The sequence below is a fragment of the Arthrobacter livingstonensis genome (genome assembly GCF_003219815.1).
Lineage (GTDB): Bacteria > Actinomycetota > Actinomycetes > Actinomycetales > Micrococcaceae > Specibacter > Specibacter livingstonensis.
Window position 1 is genome coordinate 24,402 of sequence record NZ_QJVD01000016.1, and the last position, 22,796, is coordinate 47,197.

General features: G+C 64.8%; 20 protein-coding genes and 1 pseudogene. 11 read left to right on the forward strand and 10 right to left on the reverse strand.

Annotation, left to right across the window (positions count from 1 at the left end; all coding sequences use genetic code 11):
* Positions 1 to 74 precede the first annotated feature (74 nt).
* On the forward strand, positions 75 to 653 hold the full coding sequence (locus CVV68_RS14575; RefSeq protein WP_146238908.1) for a hypothetical protein: 579 nt from the start codon (positions 75 to 77) through the stop codon (positions 651 to 653).
* Positions 654 to 694: 41 nt separating this feature from the next.
* On the forward strand, positions 695 to 1,267 hold the full coding sequence (locus CVV68_RS14580) for a hypothetical protein (RefSeq protein ID WP_146238909.1): 573 nt from the start codon (positions 695 to 697) through the stop codon (positions 1,265 to 1,267).
* Between the two features lie 83 nt (positions 1,268 to 1,350).
* On the opposite strand, the gene CVV68_RS14585 is transcribed toward CVV68_RS14580, so the two are convergent.
* From CVV68_RS14585 to CVV68_RS14600, 4 genes are all read right to left on the reverse strand, one after another.
* Positions 1,351 to 1,842 (reverse strand): YbaK/EbsC family protein, encoded by a 492-nt coding sequence (locus CVV68_RS14585; RefSeq protein ID WP_245933555.1) that lies wholly within the window; start codon positions 1,840 to 1,842, stop codon positions 1,351 to 1,353.
* A 116-nt stretch (positions 1,843 to 1,958) separates the two neighbouring features.
* Positions 1,959 to 2,852, reverse strand: coding sequence for an SURF1 family cytochrome oxidase biogenesis protein (locus CVV68_RS14590; protein ID WP_110501736.1), 894 nt, complete (start codon positions 2,850 to 2,852; stop codon positions 1,959 to 1,961).
* Positions 2,853 to 2,855: 3 nt separating this feature from the next.
* A complete protein-coding gene (locus tag CVV68_RS14595; protein ID WP_110501817.1) occupies positions 2,856 to 3,071 on the reverse strand; it encodes an acetone carboxylase in 216 nt (71 codons plus the stop codon).
* 14 nt (positions 3,072 to 3,085) lie between these two features.
* Complete coding sequence (locus tag CVV68_RS14600) at positions 3,086 to 3,568, reverse strand: DUF3099 domain-containing protein (RefSeq protein ID WP_110501737.1); 483 nt, start codon at positions 3,566 to 3,568, stop codon at positions 3,086 to 3,088.
* 142 nt (positions 3,569 to 3,710) lie between these two features.
* On the opposite strand from CVV68_RS14600, the gene CVV68_RS14605 reads away from it, so the two are divergent.
* The gene (locus CVV68_RS14605) at positions 3,711 to 4,445 is read left to right on the forward strand and encodes a beta-ketoacyl-ACP reductase (protein ID WP_110501738.1); all 735 of its coding nucleotides are present in this window, start codon (positions 3,711 to 3,713) and stop codon (positions 4,443 to 4,445) included.
* Positions 4,446 to 4,486: 41 nt separating this feature from the next.
* Complete coding sequence (locus CVV68_RS14610) at positions 4,487 to 5,227, forward strand: SDR family oxidoreductase (protein ID WP_110501739.1); 741 nt, start codon at positions 4,487 to 4,489, stop codon at positions 5,225 to 5,227.
* An 852-nt stretch (positions 5,228 to 6,079) separates the two neighbouring features.
* Here CVV68_RS14610 and serB read toward each other — a convergent pair.
* Positions 6,080 to 6,985, reverse strand: a complete 906-nt coding sequence (gene serB, locus CVV68_RS14615; protein ID WP_110501740.1) for a phosphoserine phosphatase SerB — start codon at positions 6,983 to 6,985, stop codon at positions 6,080 to 6,082.
* Between the two features lie 97 nt (positions 6,986 to 7,082).
* Here serB and CVV68_RS14620 point away from each other — a divergent pair, with 97 nt between their 5' ends.
* The 6 genes from CVV68_RS14620 to CVV68_RS14645 all read left to right on the forward strand — a co-directional run bounded on the left by CVV68_RS14620 (position 7,083) and on the right by CVV68_RS14645 (position 11,885).
* Complete coding sequence (locus tag CVV68_RS14620) at positions 7,083 to 7,868, forward strand: ABC transporter ATP-binding protein (protein WP_110501741.1); 786 nt, start codon at positions 7,083 to 7,085, stop codon at positions 7,866 to 7,868.
* 82 nt (positions 7,869 to 7,950) lie between these two features.
* Positions 7,951 to 8,769, forward strand: a complete 819-nt coding sequence (locus tag CVV68_RS14625) for a TrmH family RNA methyltransferase (protein ID WP_110501818.1) — start codon at positions 7,951 to 7,953, stop codon at positions 8,767 to 8,769.
* Between the two features lie 9 nt (positions 8,770 to 8,778).
* A complete protein-coding gene (locus tag CVV68_RS14630) occupies positions 8,779 to 9,237 on the forward strand; it encodes a peroxiredoxin (RefSeq protein WP_110501742.1) in 459 nt (152 codons plus the stop codon).
* Positions 9,238 to 9,363: 126 nt separating this feature from the next.
* A complete protein-coding gene (locus tag CVV68_RS14635; RefSeq protein WP_110501743.1) occupies positions 9,364 to 9,618 on the forward strand; it encodes a type B 50S ribosomal protein L31 in 255 nt (84 codons plus the stop codon).
* 123 nt (positions 9,619 to 9,741) lie between these two features.
* Positions 9,742 to 10,803, forward strand: a complete 1,062-nt coding sequence (gene lplAB / locus CVV68_RS14640) for a lipoate-protein ligase LplAB (RefSeq protein WP_110501744.1) — start codon at positions 9,742 to 9,744, stop codon at positions 10,801 to 10,803.
* Positions 10,800 to 11,885 (forward strand): tellurite resistance/C4-dicarboxylate transporter family protein, encoded by a 1,086-nt coding sequence (locus CVV68_RS14645; RefSeq protein WP_110501745.1) that lies wholly within the window; start codon positions 10,800 to 10,802, stop codon positions 11,883 to 11,885. Before lplAB ends, CVV68_RS14645 begins: the two co-directional genes overlap by 4 nt.
* A gap of 76 nt (positions 11,886 to 11,961) precedes the next feature.
* Here the strand turns inward: CVV68_RS14645 and pepN are convergent, their stop codons facing one another.
* From pepN to glgC, 4 genes and pseudogenes are all read right to left on the reverse strand, one after another.
* Positions 11,962 to 14,619 (reverse strand): aminopeptidase N, encoded by a 2,658-nt coding sequence (gene pepN / locus CVV68_RS14650; protein ID WP_110501819.1) that lies wholly within the window; start codon positions 14,617 to 14,619, stop codon positions 11,962 to 11,964.
* Positions 14,620 to 14,778: 159 nt separating this feature from the next.
* Complete coding sequence (locus tag CVV68_RS14655; protein ID WP_110501746.1) at positions 14,779 to 15,861, reverse strand: YeiH family protein; 1,083 nt, start codon at positions 15,859 to 15,861, stop codon at positions 14,779 to 14,781.
* Entirely contained in the window at positions 15,855 to 17,294 is a 1,440-nt protein-coding gene (locus CVV68_RS14660) for an SDR family NAD(P)-dependent oxidoreductase (RefSeq protein ID WP_110501747.1), read from the reverse strand. Before CVV68_RS14660 ends, CVV68_RS14655 begins: the two co-directional genes overlap by 7 nt.
* A gap of 286 nt (positions 17,295 to 17,580) precedes the next feature.
* Positions 17,581 to 18,841 (reverse strand): annotated as a pseudogene (gene glgC, locus CVV68_RS14665) (glucose-1-phosphate adenylyltransferase); the annotation flags it as partial.
* A 104-nt stretch (positions 18,842 to 18,945) separates the two neighbouring features.
* Between glgC and glgA the strand changes: the two are divergent.
* Positions 18,946 to 20,145, forward strand: a complete 1,200-nt coding sequence (glgA, locus tag CVV68_RS14670) for a glycogen synthase (protein WP_110501749.1) — start codon at positions 18,946 to 18,948, stop codon at positions 20,143 to 20,145.
* 316 nt (positions 20,146 to 20,461) lie between these two features.
* Here the strand turns inward: glgA and CVV68_RS14675 are convergent, their stop codons facing one another.
* Positions 20,462 to 22,576 carry an HNH endonuclease signature motif containing protein gene (locus CVV68_RS14675; protein ID WP_170133190.1) on the reverse strand — a complete coding sequence of 705 codons (2,115 nt, stop codon included), beginning with the start codon at positions 22,574 to 22,576 and terminating at the stop codon, positions 20,462 to 20,464.
* Positions 22,577 to 22,796 lie beyond the last annotated feature (220 nt).

The window sequence follows — 22,796 nt, forward strand, 5'->3', positions numbered from 1 at the left end:
CAATAAGTGGCACCGGTGATAGTGGTTTCCATCAGTTCATTCACTCGTTTGAGAATCAGAAAGAGATGATCATCATGAACCAGAGGAAGCGGTCTTCAATCCGTTCGTTGCTGGCAACACTCGCACTCGGAGCTGCGATGGTGCTGGCGCTCTTGCCGGCAACGTCGGCGTCGGCCTACACCGCCCAGAACTCCGGCAGGCCAGGGGGCATCTACGTCACCAAGGTCCAGGGACTGCACTACAACGCTTGCGCCGGAACGCTCAAGACCTGCTACAACCCGGATGTCAACGTTCCGGCACCTTACGTCTACCGTTCGCCGGCATTGGCCGGCAACCAAACCGTCTTTCATATGACAACGCTTTATCGGTGGAGCGGTTCGGCATGGGTGGTGATCGCGACTCGCAGTGAACTCCGCACCCTTGCGGCAGGGACGCCCGGCGGGTACGTGCGGGCAGAGAACTTCACACTCAGCAAGGCGGGATACTACAAGGTCGGCGTCGGGTTCACGTGGCTGAATCCCACACGTACACACAACTACGGCACGCGGGTCATCGACTTCAACCAGGCAGGCGACTACCAATGCGTCGGCCGTTTCACCGCCTCATGCAACGCCCAAAACGGATACGTCTATCTCAGATCACCCGGGCTGTAACCCACCGCTATCGGTTCATTCACTTGCTCGAGTAGAAGAAGATGATCACCATGCACCAGAAGAAGCGGACTCCAATCCGTTCAATCGTTGCAACACTAGTGTTGATGGGGGGAATACTGCTGGCGCTCTTGCCCGCAACGCCTGCAGCGGCAACCACGATGCAGTACTCCGGGTCCGTCGGCGGGGTCTATGAATACAAGGTTCAGGGAATGCACTACAACTCCTGTCCGAACCAGGCATACACCTGCGAGAACCCGAGGATCTATGTTCCGGCACCCTACATTTACCGGGCACCAGCGTTGTCAGGCAACCAAACGATCCTCCACATGACAAACCTGTACCGCCTCATCAACGGAGCTTGGGTCGTAGTAGATACCCACAGCGAATTGCGGACGCTGCGTGCAGGAACCACCGGCGGATACGTGCGTGCAGAAGACTTCTATCAGGGGCAGACAGGAGCATTCCGAATCATTGTTGCCATCAGCTGGCTCAACCCGGCACAAACTCGAATCCTTGGCACCCGTTACGTCATTTACAGCCAACTGGGCGACTACCAATGCGTTGGCCGGTCAACTGCTCAGTGCTCCGCCGGAAATGGCTACGTATTCCTTTAGCGCCTCGACCGTTTCCCACTATTTCCTGACAGGGCCCCACACCTCTTGGCTGCGGGGCCCTGTCTTGTCACGACCGCACAGGGTCAGCGGACCGCCGTCGGCACCGCACCCGTGGCCTGTGCCAGTTCGGCATAGCTGAGCGACAGCATGGCGGTGTGGCTTTCGGCACCCGCCCACAGCACCGGGTATTGGGCCAGGTCCGTGTCCAGAAACGCTCGAATGTGCTCCTTGTGGCCCAGCGGTGCGACACCGCCCACGGGCTGGCCGGCGTGCTCCAGCACGAATTTGGGGGTGGCCCTGCTGATCTTGGGCAGGCCATGCTCCCGCGCCACCAGCTTCACATCCACCTTGGCCGCACCGCTCGCCAGGATCAGCAGGGGCGCTCCGCCACATTCAAAGATCAGGCTGTTGGCAATGGCTCCCACTTCACAGCCCAGCACCGCCGCAGCCGTGGCCGCCGTCGCAACGGAGTCGTCGACCACGACGACGGTGTCCGGCAGGCCGGCCGCTGCAAGAGCCGCGCGCACGTTTTCCACCACGGGGTTGACGGTTTCCTGGTTCAAGTCAGCATTCACACGGACCAGTCTATGATGAACGCCACAGTCGCCGCGTAACCGCGCTTTCCCCGCTCATAGGTGATTCGTCAACGGCTTTTGAGCGGCGAAAGCGCCCACAAGCGGGGAAAACGCGGTTAGTACCCCTGTGAGTCCAGGATGGCGTCCTCTTCCTCTTCCGCGGTGGGGCGGGCACCGGGCTTGCGGGTCTTCTTGATGACGCGCGGGTGGAACGGCGATCCGCGTCCATAGACTTCCTCGACGGGCACACCGCTTTCGGCGGCCTCCAGCGCATCGTACTCGTCATTGCGGCCCTGCATGCGGGCCGCATAGCCAAAGCCCACAAAGGCCAGCACACCGAAGCAGATCCATTGCAGGGCGTAGCTGAGGTGGGAGCCCGGGTCGATGGACGGGGCCGGGAAGGGCGTGGGGTTTGCAGCGGCGGCGGGGGATTCGCTGGCCAGCTGGCCGTAGGCGCCTGTCTTGATCGGGTAGCCCAGCTGGGAAGCGTAGTCGTTGAGTTCAATCGAGGCGATCTGCCCGGCAGGTGCGCCGCGGTCAAGTTTTGGTTCCGGCGGCCTCAGCCGGGCCACCACGGTGACGGTCCCGGGCTGCGGTTGGGGCACGACGTCGGGGTGTCCGGCTTCCTTGTTGCCAATGGGGAGCCAACCGCGGTCGATGATGACGGTGTCGCCGTTGTCGAGTTTCAGCGGCACGATGACCTCGTAGCCGGCTGCTCCATTGAGGGGACGATTGCGGACCACGCGCTGATCCGCCGTCATGTAAGTCCCCTTCATGGTGACCTGGGTCCACTCCTTGGCGGGATCCAGGTGCTCGAAGTCGCCCTTCAACTGCAGGTAGTCCACGGGTGTCCCGGAGTAGTTGGCCTTAATCTTGGCGATGTTCGCCATCGTGTCGTTGTTGCGGTTCATCTGCCAGTTGCCCAGCGCCACACAGGCAATGGCAAACACCACGGCAACGGCAAAGTAGCCGGCCCACTTGCTGGAGAACAGGAATCTGTAGGTCTTCATGTATCAGGCAGGTCCCTCGGGCGTCATGGACAGGGTTTCCTTCCACAGTGACCGCCCCTGAAGGTAGTCCTGCAGCCAGGCGGCGTGTTCGTCGCAGGCGAGCCAGATCTTGCGGCGTTCGGGCGTGTGGATTTTGGGATTGTTCCACAGCAGCTGGGTGGTCGCCTTGGACCGGCATCCCTTCCGGGAGCAGATCGCCTCCGCCGGCTCCTGTGCCATCAGGTCCAACAAATTCACTGCTGCTTCTCCTCGGGAGTGGCGCCGGTGTCACCGTCGCGGGCATTGTCCTGTGAGCCGTCGCCGGCGTCGTCCCGTTCATTGTCGACCAGCTCACCTTCGAGCACCACGGGGGAGTCGCCGTCGTCCTCCGCCCGGGGTTCGTCCAGTTCGTACCGGGGTGCCTCGTCAAGCAGGGTGTCGGTCTCCTGCTGGTTCGTGTCCGCACCGCCATTGGCAATGACCACGGCAATCCAGGGCAGGACCACGGCGCCAACCATGGGCACCAGTTTGAACCAGCCGTCAACGACGAAAATCAAGCCAATGCAGACCATGCGGATGCCCATGGCCGTGGCGTACTTGACGACCCTGCCGTGCATCTCCTGGCTGTGCGCCTCGGCGGCGTTGGTGATGGATTGGACCTCGGGGACGGCGGCGCTGTGGCGGTACTGATTCCTGCGCGGGGCGCCGGACGACGGCATGGCTGTTTGGTCTTTCATCACCCTCCAAGGGACGTTCCCATTCTCTCACTGCGGGTGTGCACATCCAAAAGCAAGGCTTTGTCCTTAAAACGGTGAAAGTGTGTGGGCTAGGCGCTTTCACCGTAGGATTCAATCCGAGCTAAACATCTTGGAGGAATACATGAATGAACCCGCAAGTGCACCCGCCCAGGGCCGCAGTGTCCTGATCACCGGCGGAAACCGCGGCATCGGCCTGGCCATCGCCCGGGCCTTCCTGGCAAACGGCGACAAGGTTGCCGTTACCTTCAGGAGTCCATCCGAGCTGCCGGCCGGCATCCTGGGCGTGCAGGCCGACGTCACCGACGCCGCATCCATCGATGCCGCGTTCACCGAAATTGAAGCAGCCCACGGACCCGTCGAAGTGCTGGTGGCCAACGCCGGGATCACCAAGGACACCCTGCTGCTGCGCATGAGCGAAGAGGACTTCACCTCCGTGGTGGACACGAACCTGACCGGCGCGTTCCGCGTCATCAAGCGTGCCTCCAAAGGCATGATCCGCATGCGCAAGGGCCGCGTGGTGTTGATTTCCTCGGTCGTTGGCCTCTACGGTTCACCGGGCCAGATCAACTACGCCGCCTCGAAGGCCGGACTGGTGGGAATTGCCCGCTCGCTCACGCGCGAGCTCGGTTCCCGCGGCATTACGGCCAATGTGGTGGCCCCGGGCTTTATCAGCACCGACATGACTGCAGCCCTGCCGGAGGACACGCAAAAGCAGTACCTCTCCACCATCCCGGCAGGACGCTTTGCCTCCGCCGGCGAAGTGGCGAACGTGGTTCGCTGGGTTGCCAGCGACGAGGCCGCCTACATTTCCGGCGCGGTCATCCCGGTCGACGGCGGACTGGGCATGGGCCACTAGGCCCGCACTTCACTTGATCATTGAGAAACGAAGGAATGTTTATGGGAAAGCTTGACGGAAAGAGCGTTATTGTCACTGGGTCCTCGCGCGGAGTGGGTGCCGACGTGGCCAAGTTCCTGGCCGCGGAGGGTGCCGCAGTGGTGGTCAACTACCGCCAGAAGGCCCCGCGCGCCAACAAAGTGGTCGCCCAGATCGTTGAGGCCGGCGGCCGCGCCGTGGCCGTGGGTGCGGACCTGACCACGCAGGCAGGCGTGCAGGCACTGGTCAGCGCCGCCATGGAGAACTTTGGCTCACTGGACCTGGTGGTGCTCAACGCCTCCGGCGGCATGGAATCCGGCATGGCCGAAAACTACGCGCTGAAGCTCAACCGCGACGCCCAGGTGAACCTGCTCAATGCCGCACTGCCCGTCATGAAACCCGGCTCGCGTGTGGTGTTCGTCACCAGCCACCAGGCCCACTTCATTGACACCGTGCCCACCATGGCCGAATACGAGCCCGTTGCCAAGAGCAAGCGCGCCGGCGAAGATGCGCTGCGCGCCCTGATCCCGAACCTGGCCGCCGAGGACATCTCCCTGGTGGTGGTCTCCGGCGACATGATTGAAGGCACCGTCACGGCCACACTGCTGGACCGTGCCAACCCCGGCGCCATCGAGGCCCGCCGCGCAGAGGCCGGCCGCCTCTACTCCGTGGCCGAGTTTGCCGCCGAGATCGCCGCGATGGCCACGGCCGACGTTGAGACCGGCCACACCGAGTACGTTGGCGGGGCCGACTCCTTCAAGTAGCCGCGAGCCGCTGTGGACCGTCATTTTTCCGTCCGGCCTTCCGGTCCTCGGCCGCGATCGGCCTCCGGGCCTCCCTGACGCCGGACTACAAAAAATGCCGGCTCCGCCGCCCCGACACCCGAATGGCGGCGCATCCGGTGTTTCCGTGGCCAGCGTAAATGAGACTGTAAGGCGCCACGCGCTCCCACAGCGCAAGGTCGGGGACGGTTCTCTCGGCGCCAGCCTTGAATCCTGAATCTTGAATGAGGACGTTTGCCCCGTCCGCACATCAGCATCAGGAATGGCCACTTGTCGCCGACCGCGAGAGTGCAACCACAGCGGCTTCCGGGGTGCCAGCCGTTGGAGCTGGTGTTAGGCGTTGGACCGGTAGTTACAACGTCCTTCTGGAAACGAACACCAGCCCAAACGAATCTGTCGCGGCTAACACCAGCCCAACTGAAGCACCGGATGCCTGGTGGCCGGCCCCCACCCAGTACCGGACCCGGACCCGGTTGGAGGCTTTCCATGTGTCTGAGGTGATGTGAGCGTTTTGCTTGGCCGCGGTTGGCGGGCTCGTCGCGTGGTGGGTGTGCCCTGATGTCCTTAAGGTGTGGGGCAGGGCGTTGTGGTCATTTGCTGCCGTTGCGGATTTTCGTGGTGGTTGCGGGGGTGGTTACTACCATTCGCGCACGGTGCACCGGGGGCGAATGACCACAACTAACCCCGCACCCAAAAAGTACGCCGCCTGATTGTTTCCCGGTCCGGCTCCGGCGCCAAAGGGCGGAGTGGAACCATGCCCGACCCGCGGCAACACGGCAGCGACATATACAGCCGCTTATCTCAAAGAGTCAGTGACCCGCTCATTTCCAAGGGTCAGTGACCGGGAATGCCGGCCAGCGCCAGCGCCACATCAAGGTTCGGCAGGTTGATCTGGGCATCCGACACTGCCCGCACGGCGGGCTTGGCGTTGAAGGCCACGCCAAGGGCCGCGGCGGCCATCATGTCGAGGTCATTGGCGCCGTCGCCGATCGCCATGGTGGCGCACTGGCTGATTCCGGCCGCTGCGCTCCATGCACGCAGCGAAGCAGCCTTGGCTGCGCGGTCAACCACGGCCCCGGACACCTTGCCGGTGAGCCGGCCGTCGATGATCTCAAGGTCGTTGGCCAGCGCAAAGTCGAGCCCGAGCCGGTCGGCCAGGGGAGTGAGGATCTGGGAAAATCCGCCGGAAACCGCGGCAACCGTATGTCCGGCCGCCTTGGCCTGCGCCACCAGGCGTCCGGCGCCGACGGACAGCCTGATCTTTGCGCCCACCTCGGCCAGCACGCTTTCGGGCAGCCCGGCCAGCGTCGCAACGCGGTGGTGCAGGCTTTCGGCAAAGTCCAGTTCTCCCCGCATGGCCGCAGCTGTCACCTTCGCCACCTCGGCCTCCGTGCCGGCATGGGCGGCCAGCAGCTCAATGACCTCCTGCTGGATCAGAGTGGAGTCGACATCCATGATGATGAACTTGCGTGCCGCGTTGCGCAGCGTGTCGGGCACGACGGCGGTGTCCACGTTCTCCATGGGCGCGGCGGCGAGTGCGGCACGCAGGCGGGAGACGGCGTCGTCCATGTCATTTTCGCTTGCGGCCAGGGCAAAGGTGGCGCATTCAAAGCCCGGGTGGCCTTCGTCGGCTTCTGCGGTGATCGCGAACCCGCCGGCCACCAGCACGGAGCGGATGTGGCGGAGAATTTGCGGGGGGAGTGTCGGGCCGTAGCTGACCGCGGTGAAGGTGGAGGGCATGAGCCGATTCTATCGAAACGGCTCCACCACGTTGTGCATGTGTGGCGGGACCGCACAGTTCGCGTTGCCAGCCCCGAGTGTCATAGGCTCATGGCTTATGAGCGAAGTTTTGGGTTTGGCCGGTGTCAGCGTGGTCCGCGGCACCAAGACGCTGTTGGATTCCATCGATTGGCGTGTGGCCGACGGCGAACGCTGGGTGGTCCTGGGCCCCAACGGTGCCGGTAAGAGCACGCTGCTGCAGATTGCCGGGGCGCGCATGCACCCCACCCGCGGAGTGGTGGGCATCTTGGACGAGGTGCTCGGCGCCGTCGACGTTTTTGAACTGCGACCGCGGATCGGGCTGGCCTCTGCCTCACTGGCCAGCCAGATCCCGGAACATGAAAAGGTCCTCAACGTGGTGGTCACCGCCTCCTACGGCGTCACGGGGCGTTGGCGAGAGACTTATGAGCGTGACGACGAACGCCGCGCCTTCCGCCTGCTGGAGGACTGGGGCATGTCCACGTTCCTGAACCGTCCGTTCGCCTCACTGAGCGAAGGGGAGCGCAAGCGCGTGCAGATCGCCCGTGCACTTATGAGCGATCCGGAACTGCTACTCCTGGACGAGCCCGGCGCCGGGCTGGACCTGGCCGGACGCGAGGACCTGGTCCGCCGGTTGAGCGAACTGGCCGCGGATCCCCTGGCGCCGTGCACCGTGCTGGTTACCCACCACCTCGAGGAAGTCCCGCCGGGCTTCACGCACGCCCTGCTTTTGCGCGACGGCGGTGTTGTGGCGCAGGGCCCCATCGACGCGGTGCTGACCGAGGAACACCTCAGCGCCACCTTTGGCCTGCCGCTCTCGGTGACCAACAACGGCGGCCGCTACGCGGCAACGGCCCGCCACTAGCGGTGCCTTCACTAGCGGTGCATCCTCTCGCCGTGTGTCCACGGTCAAAATCCTTGCGGGCAGTGCCGTGGACGGGCCGCTCATGATTATCCACCTGGACGATCCGGGAGATCCGCGCGTCAGCGACTACACCTCCCTGACCGATGTCCAGCTGCGCAAAGTGCGCGAACCAGCTGAAGGCATGTACATCGCCGAGAGCTCAAGGGTGCTGCGCCGTGCCCTGGACGCAGGGCACCAGCCGCGCTCCTTTTTCATGACCGAAAAATGGCTGCCGGAGCTCTCGGACGTCCTCGGCGCGCACCCGGACGTCCCCGTGTTCGTGGGCACGGCCCGCATGCTCGAGGACATCACCGGATTCCACCTGCACCGCGGGGCCATGGCCGCCATGCACCGGCCCACACCCCGTGACATTGCCGGAATGCTGGCCGGGGCCCGCCGCGTGGCCGTCCTGGAGGACATTGTCGACCACACAAACATTGGTGCCATCTTCCGTTCCGCCGCCGCACTGGGCGTGGATGCCGTGCTGGTGAGCCCCCGCTGCGGCGACCCGCTGTACCGCCGCAGCATCCGCGTCAGCATGGGCACCGTCTTCCAGGTTCCCTGGGCGCGGCTGCCCGCATGGCCCGGGGGGATGTCCATGCTGCGTTCGGCCGGATTTACGACGGCGGCCCTGGCGCTGAAGCACGACTCGCTGACCATCCAGGAACTCGCCGCCCGCCACGACGAAAAACTGGCCCTGATCCTGGGCACCGAGGGCGACGGACTCAGCGCAGGGACACTGGCAGACGCCGACCACGCCGTCATGATCCCCATGCATGCCGGCGTCGACTCACTTAATGTCGCCGCCGCCAGCTCCGTGGCCTTCTTCGCCACCCAGCCCGCGCCCGGCGTGCCGGCGTAGGATGGCACCATGAAAATTGGTGACGTTGTTTCGGACTTTGAACTGCCGGACCAGCACGGAAATGCGCGGAAACTCTCCGTGCTGGCGGCCAACGGCCCACTGGTGATCTTCTTTTACCCGTTGGCGGGCAGCGGCGGCTGCACCAAGGAGGCCTGCCACTTCCGCGATCTGGAGAAGGAATTTGCCGCCGCGGGTGCCTCGATTGTGGGCATCAGCACCGATGCGCCGGCCAAACAGCTTGCCTTCGCCACGGAAAACCACTTCAGCTACCCGCTGCTGAGCGACCCCAATGGCGAGGTGGCGGAGCAGTTTGGGGTCAGGCGGCACCTGTTGGCCAGGACGCTGCCCACCAAACGCTCCACGTTTATTGTTGACCCGTCGCGGACCGTGCGCTTTCAGGTCTCCAGCGAGACCAACATGGACGTGCACGCCAACGACGCCCTCGCCGCGCTGGCCTCGCTGGCCTGACTCCGCCGTCCGGTGCGCCCGGCTTGGCGAAAAGGGGCCGGAACCGGTAAAGTTCGTAGCTGGCCCGTGTGGCCATAACATTCATCAGTCTGGCAAAAACCAGGCGATCACATTTAGAGGTAACCCGTGAAGCAGAACACCCACCCCAAGTACGAAGCCATCGTCTTCAACGACCTGGCCTCGGGCACCAAGTTTCTGACGCGCTCCACCGCGACGTCAAGCAAGACCATTGAGTGGGAAGACGGCAACACCTACCCGGTCATCGATGTGGAAATCTCCTCCGAGTCGCACCCGTTCTACACGGGCAAGCAGCGCATCATGGACAGCGCCGGCCGTGTGGAGCGCTTCAACGCCCGCTTCGCAGGCTTCGGCAAGAAGTAAGTCTGCTTCACACCGGCATTGCCGACGTCGGGCCCGCACCATTTGGTGCGGGCCCGACCTGTTTTTCCGCCTCTTTTGGGGCAGCTTTTGCGCCACCGCGCCATTACTTGGGAAACTAGGGGCATGGCATCCCAACTGCATGGCGAATACAAGGTCCACGGCGGCAAACTGGTGGTGGTGGACCTGGAGGTGGCTGAAGCGAAACTGTCCAACGTCTCCGTCAGCGGAGACTTCTTCCTGGAGCCCGACGAGGCACTCGATGACATCAACAGTGCGTTGACGGGCCTCGCCGCCGACCTTCCTGCCAGGGCGCTGGCCGACGCCATCAACGCGGCTTTGCCCGACGGCGTCGTCCTCTTTGGCTTTTCCGCGCAGGCCGTGGCCGTTGCCGTGCGGCGTGCCCTGGCCAAAGCCACCAGCTGGCTGGACCAAGAGTGGGACATCATCGCCCCCACCGTTCTGCCCACGGCCGTCAACGTGGCCCTGGACGAGGTGCTGGCGGAGGAAGTTGGTGCCGGACGGCGCAACCCCACGCTGCGATTTTGGGACTGGAACGAGCCCTCCGTGGTGATAGGCAGCTTCCAGTCGGTGCGCAATGAACTGAACCCTGCCGGCGTCGCACGGCACGGCATCAACGTGGTCCGGCGGATCAGCGGTGGCGGGGCCATGTTCATGGAGGCCGGCAATTGCATCACCTACTCGCTGTACCTCCCGCAAAGCCTCGTGGACGGGCTCACCTTTGAGGACTCGTACAAGTTCCTGGACGCCTGGGTCATGTCAGCCCTGGAATCCATCGGCGTGCAGGCGTTTTACGTGCCGCTGAACGACATCGCCACCGACCAGGGCAAGATTGGCGGGGCAGCACAAAAGCGCTTCGGCAACGGCAGCATGCTCCACCACGTCACCATGAGCTATGACATTGATGCCGACAAGATGGTCGAGGTCCTGCGCATCGGGCAGGAAAAGCTCTCAGACAAGGGCACCCGGTCGGCAAAGAAGCGGGTTGACCCGTTGCGGCGCCAGACCGGCCTGACGCGTGCGGAAATCCTGGCGCGCATGATGGAGACGTTCACGGCACGCTACAACGCCTCGCCGGCGCAGCTCACGGAGCAGGAGCTGGACGAGGCCGCCCGGCGCGTGGAAAGCAAGTTCGGCACGTCCGCCTGGCTGAACCGAATCCCGTGAGCGGCGCAGGGCCCGGCACTGCCGCAGGTACCGGCCCGCAGTCGTTCCTGCGACGCTGGTGGCGCCACCAGCCGCCGGCAGCCTTTGCGTTCGTCATGGCCACGGGCATCGTCTCGGCCGCGCTGGCGGATGCCGGCGCCGCTGGGGCCGGGCTGGTGCTCCTGTGGCTGGCCGCCGCCGGACTGGTGGTGCTGACCATTGGGTTGGTGGGCCGGCTGGCCACCGGCCGCGGTGCCGCCGTGGCCGACTTCCGCAACCCCCACGCCGGCTTTGGCTACCTGACCATGGTGGCCGCCATGAACGTTGTCGGTGCGGGCTTTCACCCGACGCATCCGGCCGTCACGTGGACGCTGGCCATCATCAGCCTTCCACTCTGGCTTTTCCTGGCCTATGGCATTCCGCTGTCCATGATGCTGCGCACGGAAATGGGGGAAAGCGTCCAGCCGCGCCTGCTGCCGGTGGACGGCACCTGGTTCCTCTGGGTGGTCTCCACGCAGTCGCTGTCCGTGGCCGCCGCCACCCTGGCTGGCGGTGACACGTCCATCCGGCTGCTCAGCGACGCAGCCGTTGCCTTCTGGGGCATCGGCATCCTGCTCTATCTGACGCTGACCACCATGGTGATCCTCCGGTTGCTTACCGGCGGCGAGAACCGCGGCGGGATCGTGCCGGCGAACTGGATCTTCATGGGTGCCACGGCCATCACCGTCCTGGCCGGGTCCATGATCCTGAACCTGCCGGCGGGCGTGCCCGTGCTGGAGCTGGCGGCGCCCACAGTGGGCGGCCTCAGCTACCTGCTGTGGGCGTTCGGCCTGTGGTGGGTGCCACTGCTGGTGGCGTTCGGCATCTGGCGGCACATCATCCGGCGCGACCCGCTGAAGTACTCCACCGCCCTCTGGTCTATCGTGTTTCCGCTGGGCATGTTCTCCGTTGCCACGTACCGCTTCGGGCACGAGAACGGCATGCCGCTGGTGGCTCTCGTCGGCCAGTGGGCGAACTGGATTGCTGTGGGAGCGTGGCTCCTGGTTGCCGCCGGCATGGTTGCCGTGGCCATGGCTTCACTCCGCCGCCCGGCAGGTGGCTAAGAATCGAAAAGCCGGCCTGAAAAGGCCTTTGCAATACCCATTCAGGGCAGTGTCCGACCCACAGCCCTTCCGGTGGTCAGGCGCCGCGGGCGGCGGCCTGTGCAGTGAGGGAGCGGACCAAGTGGTCGCGCTGTTCCACCAGCAGGCGGCGCAGGCCCGTGGCGGCATCGGCATTGCCGGCCAGCCACGCATCCGTCCGGGACACCACGGGGTGCGCCAACGGGTCCATTCCGGCGGACAGGTCCTGGCGGGCCGGGAACAGCCCCCGCACAATCCGGCCGGCGATTTCAATGCTGCGCTGGTCCCACACGTCATTCAAGGCGGCAAAGTACGGTTCCACATAGGCGTCGAGCAGATCATGCCCGCCCACCATGAAACCTTCTATCGTGGCGCTGAGCAGCTCATTGGTCAGACCCGTCCCCACCACGGAGTCCGACCAGGCCGCGGCCTTGGCCGACGCCTCGGGCAATGACGCACCGGCGGTGGTCCTGGCAACGCGCGTCTCCGCCGTGGTGTTGAGCGCCAGTTCCGCATCCAGCTGCGCCCCGGTTGCCCGGCCCCGGGCCGCCAGTGCCTGCCACAGCAGCCAACGCAGCTCCGTGTCGACACGCAGGCCTGCCGGGATGCCGGTTCCATCGAGTAGCGCCCGAATACGCACGGTGGACGCATCGGTTCCCCTCCCCAGTGTCGCAAGGGCCCGGGCCCACACCAGTTGTTCGTCGCTGCCCGGGGCAGCCGAATCCAGGTGGTGTTCGATGCCGGCCAGCAGTTCCGCCCGCACGTCCCCGCGCGCTTCGGGCGGGCTGTAGTTGACGACTGCGAACCGCGCGTTGTCCGCCAGCGTCTGCAGTAGGGCAATGTCCGGCTCACCGGCGGCGTGGTCGCAGACGGCACGCACGTAGCTTTGGGCCGGCAGCTCGGCATCCCGCACGGCGTTCCACAGCGACGACCAGACCAGGCTGCGCGCCAGCGCGTCGTCCACGGCGCCCAGTGAGGCCAATGCCGTGTCCAGGGACGCAGGATCGAGCCTGACCTTGGCATACGTGAGGTCCTGGTCGTTGACCACAATCAGGGCCGGCGCCGGCAGCCCTGCCAGTTCCGCCACGTCCGTTACGGACCCCAACACATCGACAGCGGCCGAGTGGGTACGGACCAGGCGTCCGGCGTCGTTGCTGTCGGGGGCGAAGTTGAACAGTCCCACGGACAGGCGGTGCGGTCGGAGGGCGGGGCGGCCCGTCACCGGATCCACTGCCTCCTGCGCGATCGAAAAGTCCGTGATCTTCCCGTCTTCCACCGTGACAGCGGACGTCAGGGTGGAGATGCCGGCGGTCTGGAGCCAGTCGGCCGCCCAGCCGGCCAAATCGCGGCCGGACGCGGCACCCAGGGGCCCAAGCAGGTCCGCCAGGGAGGTGTTGGAGTATTCATGGTTTCGGAAGTACTCACGGGAACCGGCCATGAATGCGTCGCGGCCCACGAAGGCCACGAGCTGCTTGAGCACTGAAGCGCCTTTGGCGTACGTAATGCCGTCAAAATTTTGCTTCGCCGCCTCCAAATGTGGAATGTCGGCGACGATGGGATGGGTGGTGGGAAGCTGGTCCTGCACGTACGCCCAGGCCTTGCGGCGGCTCGCAAACAGGGTCCACGACTTGTCTCCCCATTCGGTGGCCTCGGCGACGGCCAGGTGGCCCATGAAGTCGGCGAAGGACTCCTTCAGCCACAGATCATCCCACCAGGCCATGGTCACGAGGTCGCCAAACCACATGTGCGCCATCTCGTGCATGATCGTGTTGGCACGCTGCTGGTACTGCGTGTCCGTGGCACGTGACGTGTAGATGTAGGACTCGGTGAACGTCACCAGCCCGGGGTTCTCCATGGCGCCGAGGTTGTATTCGGGCACGAACGCCTGGTCGTACTTGCCGAAGGGGTAGGGGTAGTCGAAGAGTTCATTGAAGTAGGCAAGCCCCGCCTTGGTGACCGCGAAGATGGGGTCGGTGTCGAAGTTGGCGGATAGCGAGGCCCGGCAATAAGACGTCAGCGGGATTTCCAGGCGGGTCCCGGCGTGCGCGCTGTCCGGGCCGAACGTCATGTTGAACTGGTCCGACACCTTGAAGTAGGGGCCCGCCAGGATGGCGGTGATGTAGGTGGAGATGGGCAGCGTGGGCGCAAAGTCCCAGCAACCGGCCACAGCATCGCCGAGGGCATCCACCTCGACGTCGGCGTACCCGGCGACTGGCTGGTTGGAGGCAACCTCCCAGTTCGCCGGGGCCGTGACGTGGAAGGTAAACGGGGCTTTGAGGTCGGGCTGTTCAAAGTTGGCAAAAACGCGGCGGGCGTCTGCGGGCTCGTATTGCGTGTAGGTGTAGACCTTGCCGTCGGCAGGATCCTCGAAGCGGTGCAGGCCTTCGCCGCTGCGCGAGTAAGCCGCTGTGGCCCTGACCGTGGCCTCATTCTCCAGCGCGAGCCCCGGCAGAAGGATGCGGGCGTCCCGGACCACCTGCCTCACGTCCAGTTCGACACCGTTGAGCACCACGGACTCCACGCCCAGACCGATGAAGTCCAGGAACGTTTCCGCCCCGGCGGTGGTGCAGCTGAACGCGATGGTGCTTTGCGTGGCAAACCCGGGGTCGTCCAGGCTGGCGGCGTTGCTGATGTCCACCCGGACGTCGTAGGAGTGGACCTTGATCAGTGATTTTCGCGTGGCAGCTTCGGCACGGCTGAGGTTTGAATTCGACACCATTTCATTCAACCACGGACGGCGGCCAGTCCGGGCGGCGGAGAGCCCAGTACGGCGGCGGTGCGGGCGACGGCGGCCAGTCCGGGCGTCGGAGAGCCCCTGCGCCCGGCGCCCTGCCTGCGGGCAGACCGCGTGGACGCACTGGGCCCGTCTACGCGGTCAGGACCCCATCAGGTGGACGGCGCCAAATGCCAGCGCGGCGATGAGCGCCCACGCACAGAGCGCCATCATGGTGGCCCGCACACCCGTCTTGAAGAGTTGGCCCACGCGCACGGATGCGCCAAGGCCAAAGAGCGCCGCGCCCAGGGCGATGTCCTGCGCAACCGATCCGGCCCCGACCACGCCGGCGGGCAGCCAGCCGGTGGTGCGCAACACAATCATGGCCAGGAAGCCCGCCACAAACAGGGGCACCACCGGCGGGAACCTTGGCTTGCCGGCGGAATCGGTGCCAAGCGGGCCGGCAGGCGCATCGGCGGCCTGCGCGCGGCGGACGTGCCGGCGTCGTTCCAGCCCGCCCACCACCCCGACGATGGGGGCCAGCAGCACCACCCGGGTGAGCTTGATGACGATGGCGGCACTCAGGGCCACTGTCCCGGCAGTCTGGGCGGTTGCCACCACTTGTCCGACGTCGTGCACGCCGGCGCCCACCCACTGGCCGAACTGCAGGGCGTCAAGGCCGAGCGGGTTCATCAGCAGCGGCAGCACGCCGATGGCCAGCGTCCCACAGAGGGTCACCAGAGCCACGGGGAGCACTGTGTCGCTGTGCTTGGTGCCCTTGACGGCGGCCATGGCCCCGATCGCTGACGCGCCGCAAATGGAAAAGCCGGTGGCAATCAGGAGGGGCAGGTCGCCGTCGAGCCTGAAGAGCCGGCCGAGTGCGTAGGTGCCGGCAAAGCTGAGGAGCACCACGCCCACCACCAGGGCCACCGTCACCCAGCCAAGGCTCGCGATGTCGCCCAGGCTCAGCTTCAACCCCAGAAAGACGATGCCCACCCGCATGAGGTGCTTGCCGGCAAAATTCAGTCCGGCGCGCAGCGGCCCGTCGCAAAGCGCCGACGTCCCGGGAAGGTTCACCGCGGCAATGCCAAGCACGACGGCGATGGTCATGGCCGGGAGGACCGGCACCAGGCTGTGGACCGCCAGGGCAACGGCAACAGCGGCGAGGGCGGCGGCAAGGCCGGGGGCAAGGGGTACGGTGCGTACGCGCCAACCCTTGCCGGTCTGCCGGGTGGCGCCTACCAAGGGCTCGGCTTGTAGTCCTTGAGGAACACGCCATATTGGTCTTCCCCGGATTCGCCCGTGACGATGGGATCGTAGACGCGGGCCGCGCCGTCCACCAGGTCAAGGGGCGCGTGGAAGCCCTCCTCTGCCAGCCGGATCTTGGTGTGATGGGGCCGTTCGTCGGTGATCCACCCGGTGTCCACGGCGGTCATGAGGATGCCGTCGGCGTCAAGCATTTCCTGGGCGCTGGTCCGGGTGAGCATGTTCAGTGCTGCCTTGGCCATGTTGGTATGGGGGTGGCCCGGGCCCTTGTACGCGCGGGAGAACTGGCCCTCCATGGCGGAGACGTTGACGATGTATTTCCTGCGTGCGGGGGAGGCGGCCATGGCGGGGCGAAGCCTGGAGACCAGCAGGAAGGGTGCGGTGACGTTGCACAGCTGCACCTCCAGCATTTCCAGCGGATCCACCTGGTCCACCACCTGGGTCCAGCTGTTGATGGTGGCCACGTCGGGGACCAGGCCGCCGGCGTCGATGGCCGTGCCGGCAGCAACCCGGTCCAGGGAGGCCGAACCCATGGAAAGGGCCAAGGCGGCGATTTCATCCCCTCCCAGCTGGGGGTGGGAGGTGATTTGCCCGGCAAGGGCCAGCGGGTGCTTGTCGTGGGCGTGCCCAAACGTGAGCAGTTCCGGCAGGGGGGAATCGTCGGGGAGTGGTTCCAATTCAGCATCCACCAGTGGCTTGTAGGCGTTGCCCGAGCGGCGCACTGTCTGCGCCGCATTGTTAATGATGATGTCCAGCGGGCCCGCTTCGTTCAGGGAATCCGTCAGGGCGATGACCTGTGCTGGATCGCGAAGGTCAATCCCGACGACGCGCAGGCGGTGCAGCCAGTCGGAGCTGTCCTCCATGGCTGCGAAGCGGCGGGCGGCGTCCTTGGGAAAACGGGTGGTGATGGTGGTGTGGGCGCCGTCGCGCAGCAGGCGCAGGGCGATGTACATGCCAATTTTTGCACGGCCGCCGGTCAGCAGGGCGCGCTTGCCGGATAGGTCCGTGCGGGCGTCCCTCTTGGCGTGGTTGAACGTGGCACATTCGGGGCACAACTGGTGGTAGAAGGCATCAACCTGCGTGTAGTGCTGTTTGCAGATGTAACAGGGGCGGGAACGCTGCAGCGTTCCCGCCATTTTACCTGTCGCGGATGCCTTGAGCTTGTTGCCGCGCGTTTCATCGTCAACTCGGTCCGGAGCTGCCGTGGCCGTTTTTGCAATTACGGCACGGTCCGCCTCATTTACGGCGTCCCTTTTAACGTTCCGGCGATATCGCTTTACCGCCTTGAACATTTTTCCGGTTGCCCGGCGGACTTTAACGTAATCCGAATTGTCTTCGTCATAGATGTGAATATTTTCTAAAACCTTGATGCAGTTTTGGATTTCTTCGGGAGTCAGTTCAGCGGCAGTCACTCCACAATTTTAGCCGCTTCCCCGTCGGGCTCCGACACGTTGCCCGCCAGACCAGCTGGACCGTTGGACGAACCGGCCGCGGAATCAGGGGCGGAGCCGGCCGTCAGCACGCCGTCCCGTCCCACAGCCGAGCCTGCGTCCCGCAGGGCAGCCGAGTCAGCTGCAGTGAGCTGGTTGCCCACCACCAGGTCCATCGTCTCCTTCGACAACCGGTGCTCGGCGATGGCGAGTTCCAGGGCGGCTGGCGTCGCCGCGGCGGCCGCCTTGGCGACGGCCACTTCTTCGGCTGCCGGCGCCGGAACGATCTGACCTTTTCTCAGGACCGTAAGCCCGGACTCGGTGATCATAAATCCACGTGCCCGGTCGAGTTCCGGATTGACGCCGATCGTGGCACCGGCAGGAATGCGCACGGACTTGTCAATGATCGCGCGTTTGACCACGGCGCCCGCTCCCACCACCACGCTGTCCATAAGTACTGAATCCATGACCCGGGCACCGGTGCCTACAAAAACATCGTTGGATAGGACGGAATTTTCCACCACGCCGCCGGAAACCACCACGCCGGGGGCAACGATGGAGTCCAGGGCCGCGCCAACGGCGTTGTGCTCACCGTGGACAAACTTGGCCGGCGGCGAGGTGGTGTTGCGCGTGTAGATCGGCCAGGCACGGTTATAGAGGTTGAAGATCGGCAGCGGGGAGATCAGGTCCATGTGCGCGTCGTAGTAGGAATCGATGGTCCCCACATCGCGCCAGTAGTTGCGGTCACGGTCCGTGGCATCGGGGATGTCGTTGGTGCTGAAGTCGTAGACAAAAGCTTCTCCGCGGTCCACGAAGTGTGGGATTATGTCCCCGCCCATGTCGTTCTTGGTGTCGCTCTTGACTGCATCCTGCTCGAGCGCCTCGACCAGGGCGTCGGTATCGAAGACGTAGTTGCCCATGGAGGCCAGGAATTGGTCCGGAGCGTCGGGCAGGCCGGGAGTTGATGCCGGCTTTTCGACGAAGGCGGAGATCTTGTGGGCACCGACAGCACCGGTGTCGAATGAGGTGTCCACCTCGATGACGCCAAACTGGTCGGCCATGGTCAGCGGCTGGCGCACGGCGGCAACAGTGGCGCGTGCGCCGGACTTGATGTGGCTCTCGACCATCTGCTCAAAGTCCATGCGGTAGACGTGGTCGGCGCCGACCACCACCACAATGTCCGGTGCGGCGTCAACGATCAGGTTCATGGACTGGTAAATGGCGTTCGCGCTGCCCAAAAACCAGCTTTTGCCGCGGCGCTGCTGCGCCGGAACGCTGGCCACATAATTGCCCAGCTGAGTGGACATTCGCCAGGTCTGGGAAATGTGCTGGTCCATGCTGTGCGACTTATACTGCGTCAACACCACTATTTTCAGGTACCCGGAATTAACCAGGTTTGACAATGCAAAATCGACGAGCCTGAATCCGGCGAATGGCACTGCAGGTTTGGCACGGTCTGCTGTCAAGGGCATCAAACGCTTGCCCTCACCGCCCGCCAACACAATCGCCAGTACTTTCTTGACAGCCATACCCCAACCTCCGACAGCTTGAATGTTGCGATGAATAACGTCCCGCGAACGGGTACAACACCTTCACACTAGAACAACCAGTTCAAAGACACTACATTGGGAACGTGCGTATCGATATTGTGACTAAAGAATTTCCTCCGGAGATATACGGCGGTGCCGGCGTCCATGTCGCCGAGCTTAGCCGCGTCCTGGCCGCGAAGGTGGACTTGCGGGTGCACGCCTTTGGTGCGGACCGGGAACCCGGCTTCCACGGTGCCGTCGTGTCCTCCTATGGGAACCTTCCCCAACTGGCCGGCGCCAATGCGGCGATGCAGACGCTGGGGGTGGATCTGCAGATCGTCCCCGACATTGCCGGTGCGGACCTGGTGCACTCTCACACCTGGTACGCGAACATGGCGGGGCACCTCGCATCACTCCTGCACGGAATTCCCCATGTGCTCAGCGCCCACAGCCTGGAGCCACTTCGCCCGTGGAAGGCTGAGCAGCTCGGCGGTGGTTACGCCGTTTCTTCGTGGGTGGAGAAGACGGCGTATGAGGCAGCTGCAGCCATCATCGCCGTGTCCGATGGCATGCGCCAGGACATCCTGCGCAGCTACCCGGACGTCGACCCCGCCAAGGTGAAGGTAATCCACAACGGCATAGACGTTGATTCCTGGCAGCGTGATGAGAAGGACGACGTCGTCCGTTCGCTGGGGATTGATCCCGGCCGTCCCAGCGTGGTGTGGGTCGGACGCGTAACGCGGCAGAAGGGTGTGCCCTATCTTTTGAAGGCGGCCGCGGCGCTTCCGCCGGAGGTGCAGCTGGTCCTGTGCGCGGGGGCTGCCGATACTCCCGAACTCGGCGCCGAGGTGAATTCCCTTATTGAAGGGCTCAGGGCCCAGCGCGACGGTGTGATCGTCATTGAGCGAATGCTGCCGCGCAACGAACTCATCCAGGTGCTCAGCCACGCCACCGTGTTTGCCTGCCCTTCGATATATGAACCGTTGGGCATCGTGAACCTCGAAGCCATGGCTTGCGGAGCGGCCGTGGTGGCCAGCGCCACGGGTGGCATTCCGGAAGTGGTTGCCCACGGTGAGACGGGCCTGCTGGTGCCGTTGGAGCAGGTCACCGACGGAACAGGCACGCCGTTGGACCAGGAGAAGTTCGTTGCCGACTTTGCGGCCGCCCTCATCGAGGTTGTCAGCGACCCGGACCGCGCCCGCGCGATGGGGGAGAAGGGGCGAGTCCGTGCACAGGAAAACTTCTCGTGGGGATCAATAGTTGAAAAGACCCTTGCGGTGTATCGAAGCGTCTTGCCGCAATAGTTGCGGACCCGGTGGCCGGTTCCGGGCAGATCCCCGGAGCCATTTCTCGGCCGGGCCGTCCGTGGTCTTGGCCCCCATGTAGGGATCGGTAGCCCGCCGAGGCTGGTTCCCTGTAGTCGGTCCCCAGCCGTTCCCGGTCTCATTCATTGCCCTGGGCCATTCTTGCGGGGGTGTCCCCATGTCGGGGCCGGATAGCCTGTCGAGGTCGGTTCCCGGCAGTCGGTCCCCAACCGTTCCCCGGACCCATTCCCCGCGCCGTTTCTTGGCCGGCCCTCGGGGGTGGACCCTTGTCGACGCCGGGCGTCGAGGTCTGGGTTCAGTCAGTGTCGCGGGGAAGGCCGTGATGGTAGGTGTTGCGGCGGGGGCGTTGGGCGGGGTCGATTTTGTAGGGTGGTGTGAACAACGGGATGCCGTGGACGAGTTTGACCGTCCAATCGGTGTCGTGGAGCAGGTGGTGGTGGTAGCTGCATGCGATGACACCGTTGCCGATGTTGGTCTTGCCACCGTCCTGCCAGGGAATGATGTGGTGGGCTTCAGTCCAGTAGGCCGGGCGCGTGCAGTCGGGGAAAGCGCACCCGATGTCGCGGGCGGTCAAAATCTTGCGTTGTGCGAAGGTGAACAGGCGTTGGGTGCGCCCCACGTTGAGGATGTCATGGCCGTCGCCGAGGACCATGGTGGTGACGTCCGCGTCGCAGAGGTCTGGGGCGAAGAGCACAAGCGGCTGGGGGCCGGAGTAGGGCAGGAAGGCGATGCCGCCGGGCCTGCCGTCCTTGGTGCAGCGTTGGAGGTCTGCTTTGGTGGTGCCAATGAACAATTGGGTCTTCAGCCCGCCATTCATGGGCAGCAGGCCCTTGCGTGCGGCAAGTTTGATGCAGTCGATGCTGGCGTCGAGGAGTCGTTGGGCGCGGGAGCGCGTGTCCTGGGTTGCCGCGTCGGTGCTGGCGGGGTCAATGGGGTTCAGGCCGGGGATGTCTTCGTCGGTGCCGGGCTCGGACACACTCATGCCGTCGACCATGTGAGGCCATGGTTCCGTTCCCAGCGCGGCACCGCCTGCGCCGATGCCGGCGCCTGGGTTATGAATGCCCGGCAGCGACCAGCCATGGCTGTCTTGGGATTGGTTCGGCGTGACCCAGCCGTCATCCGTGCCGGTATCGGGGAGAGGAATCCAGCCGTTGTCCTCGGCTTTCGTCGGCGGCAGGGGTGCCTGGGCCCAGTCCGGGATGGGACCTTGGGTTGGCGGCCAGGCAGCGGTGCCCCCGGCCACGTCAGCTGACCATGCAAACGGCCGACCTGGACCTGCCCGGCCGGATCCTGTGCCACTGGTGGCAGGTTCTGGTGCTGCGGGTGCCGGGGTGGTGGCGGGTTCTGGTGCTGCGGGTGCCGGGGTGGTGGCGTTGCGCAGCAAGTCCAAGAATTCCGTCTGCCCGGGGATCACGTCAGCGGGATCGGTCCGCGGGCTGGATGTGCTGCCGGGCTCGGGGTCGGGTCTCAGGGAATCTGCGGGGTTGAGCGGGTCCGCATCGGCATTGACCGTGTTGATGTCATTGTGTGCGTGGGGGTTCAAAGCAGATTCGATGGCCGTGCGCCACATCTCGTATTGGGCGATCGTCAGATAGCCGTTGAAGCCGACGAGTCCGCGGCGTGGACGGCGGAAGACCAGTCCCTGTTTGACTCGCAGTTCGCCTTCGCTGGGTTGTTGCCCGTCGGGGTCCAGCACGTTCACGGCCCGGGTCCCGATGCGGGCCAGGGAGTCCGGGTCCATGTCCCGGGCATGCCGGGTGAGTGTTCGTTCCAGTTCGGCGGCCAGTTCTGGCTCGATCTGGCCTGCCTCTACAAGATGTTGCGCTTCCTCGGTGAAGCGGGAGACCGTGTGGGCCTGTTCCGCGGAGAGGTTCCCGGCGAAAAACGCCGACGCCGCGACCGGCTGGGCAGGCGGGGTCGTGACAAGTGTCAGGGCGTTCGTGGTGGGCATGAAGTGCTCAGCCAGGCGCAGCCGGCGGGCCGATTCGGCCCGGCTGAGCTTGAGCGTGGCTGAAAACAAGTCTGCAGGCTGCTTCACGCCCTCGGCGTCGAAGCGGCCCGCCCGCACCCGCCCGGCCAGGGCCGCGGCGACCTGGACCTGCAGGGCCTCCATGACGTGCGAGAGCGCTTCAAGGTCCTGTGCCCAGTCCGTTAGCTGCGCATCCGCTAGCGCTTCAAGGTCCAGCCCCAGGGGCGCGCCGACCAACCCCTGCCCAGTGCCCTGGTCGGTGCCGGCAAAATCGCTGGCGGGTGCTGCCTGCGGATGGCCGTCTGCGGGACGGGCTGCGGCTGCCCGGGTGGCGATGGTGAGGGCGGCAGCAAGGTGAAGGATCTGGTGAACGTGTTCACCAGCGGTCCCTCTCCCTGTGTGGTTGCCGGTTTTTCCCGGCTGCCGTGCCTTATCTTCCATACCCAAAATTTTACCGGAGACCACTGACATTCTACGAGAAGGTACCGAGAATGTGGAAAACACTAGGACATATATACGCTGTGGAGGAAGCCACCCCAAAAGATGCATCCCTGGCCGCCTTCCGTGCCCGTTCACGGGCCTGTCTGGCCACGCAAAGTCCTCCCTTGGGATCTCGCTGGCCATGGCAGCCCACTCCACCCAGCATGACTGGGCTGTGGAT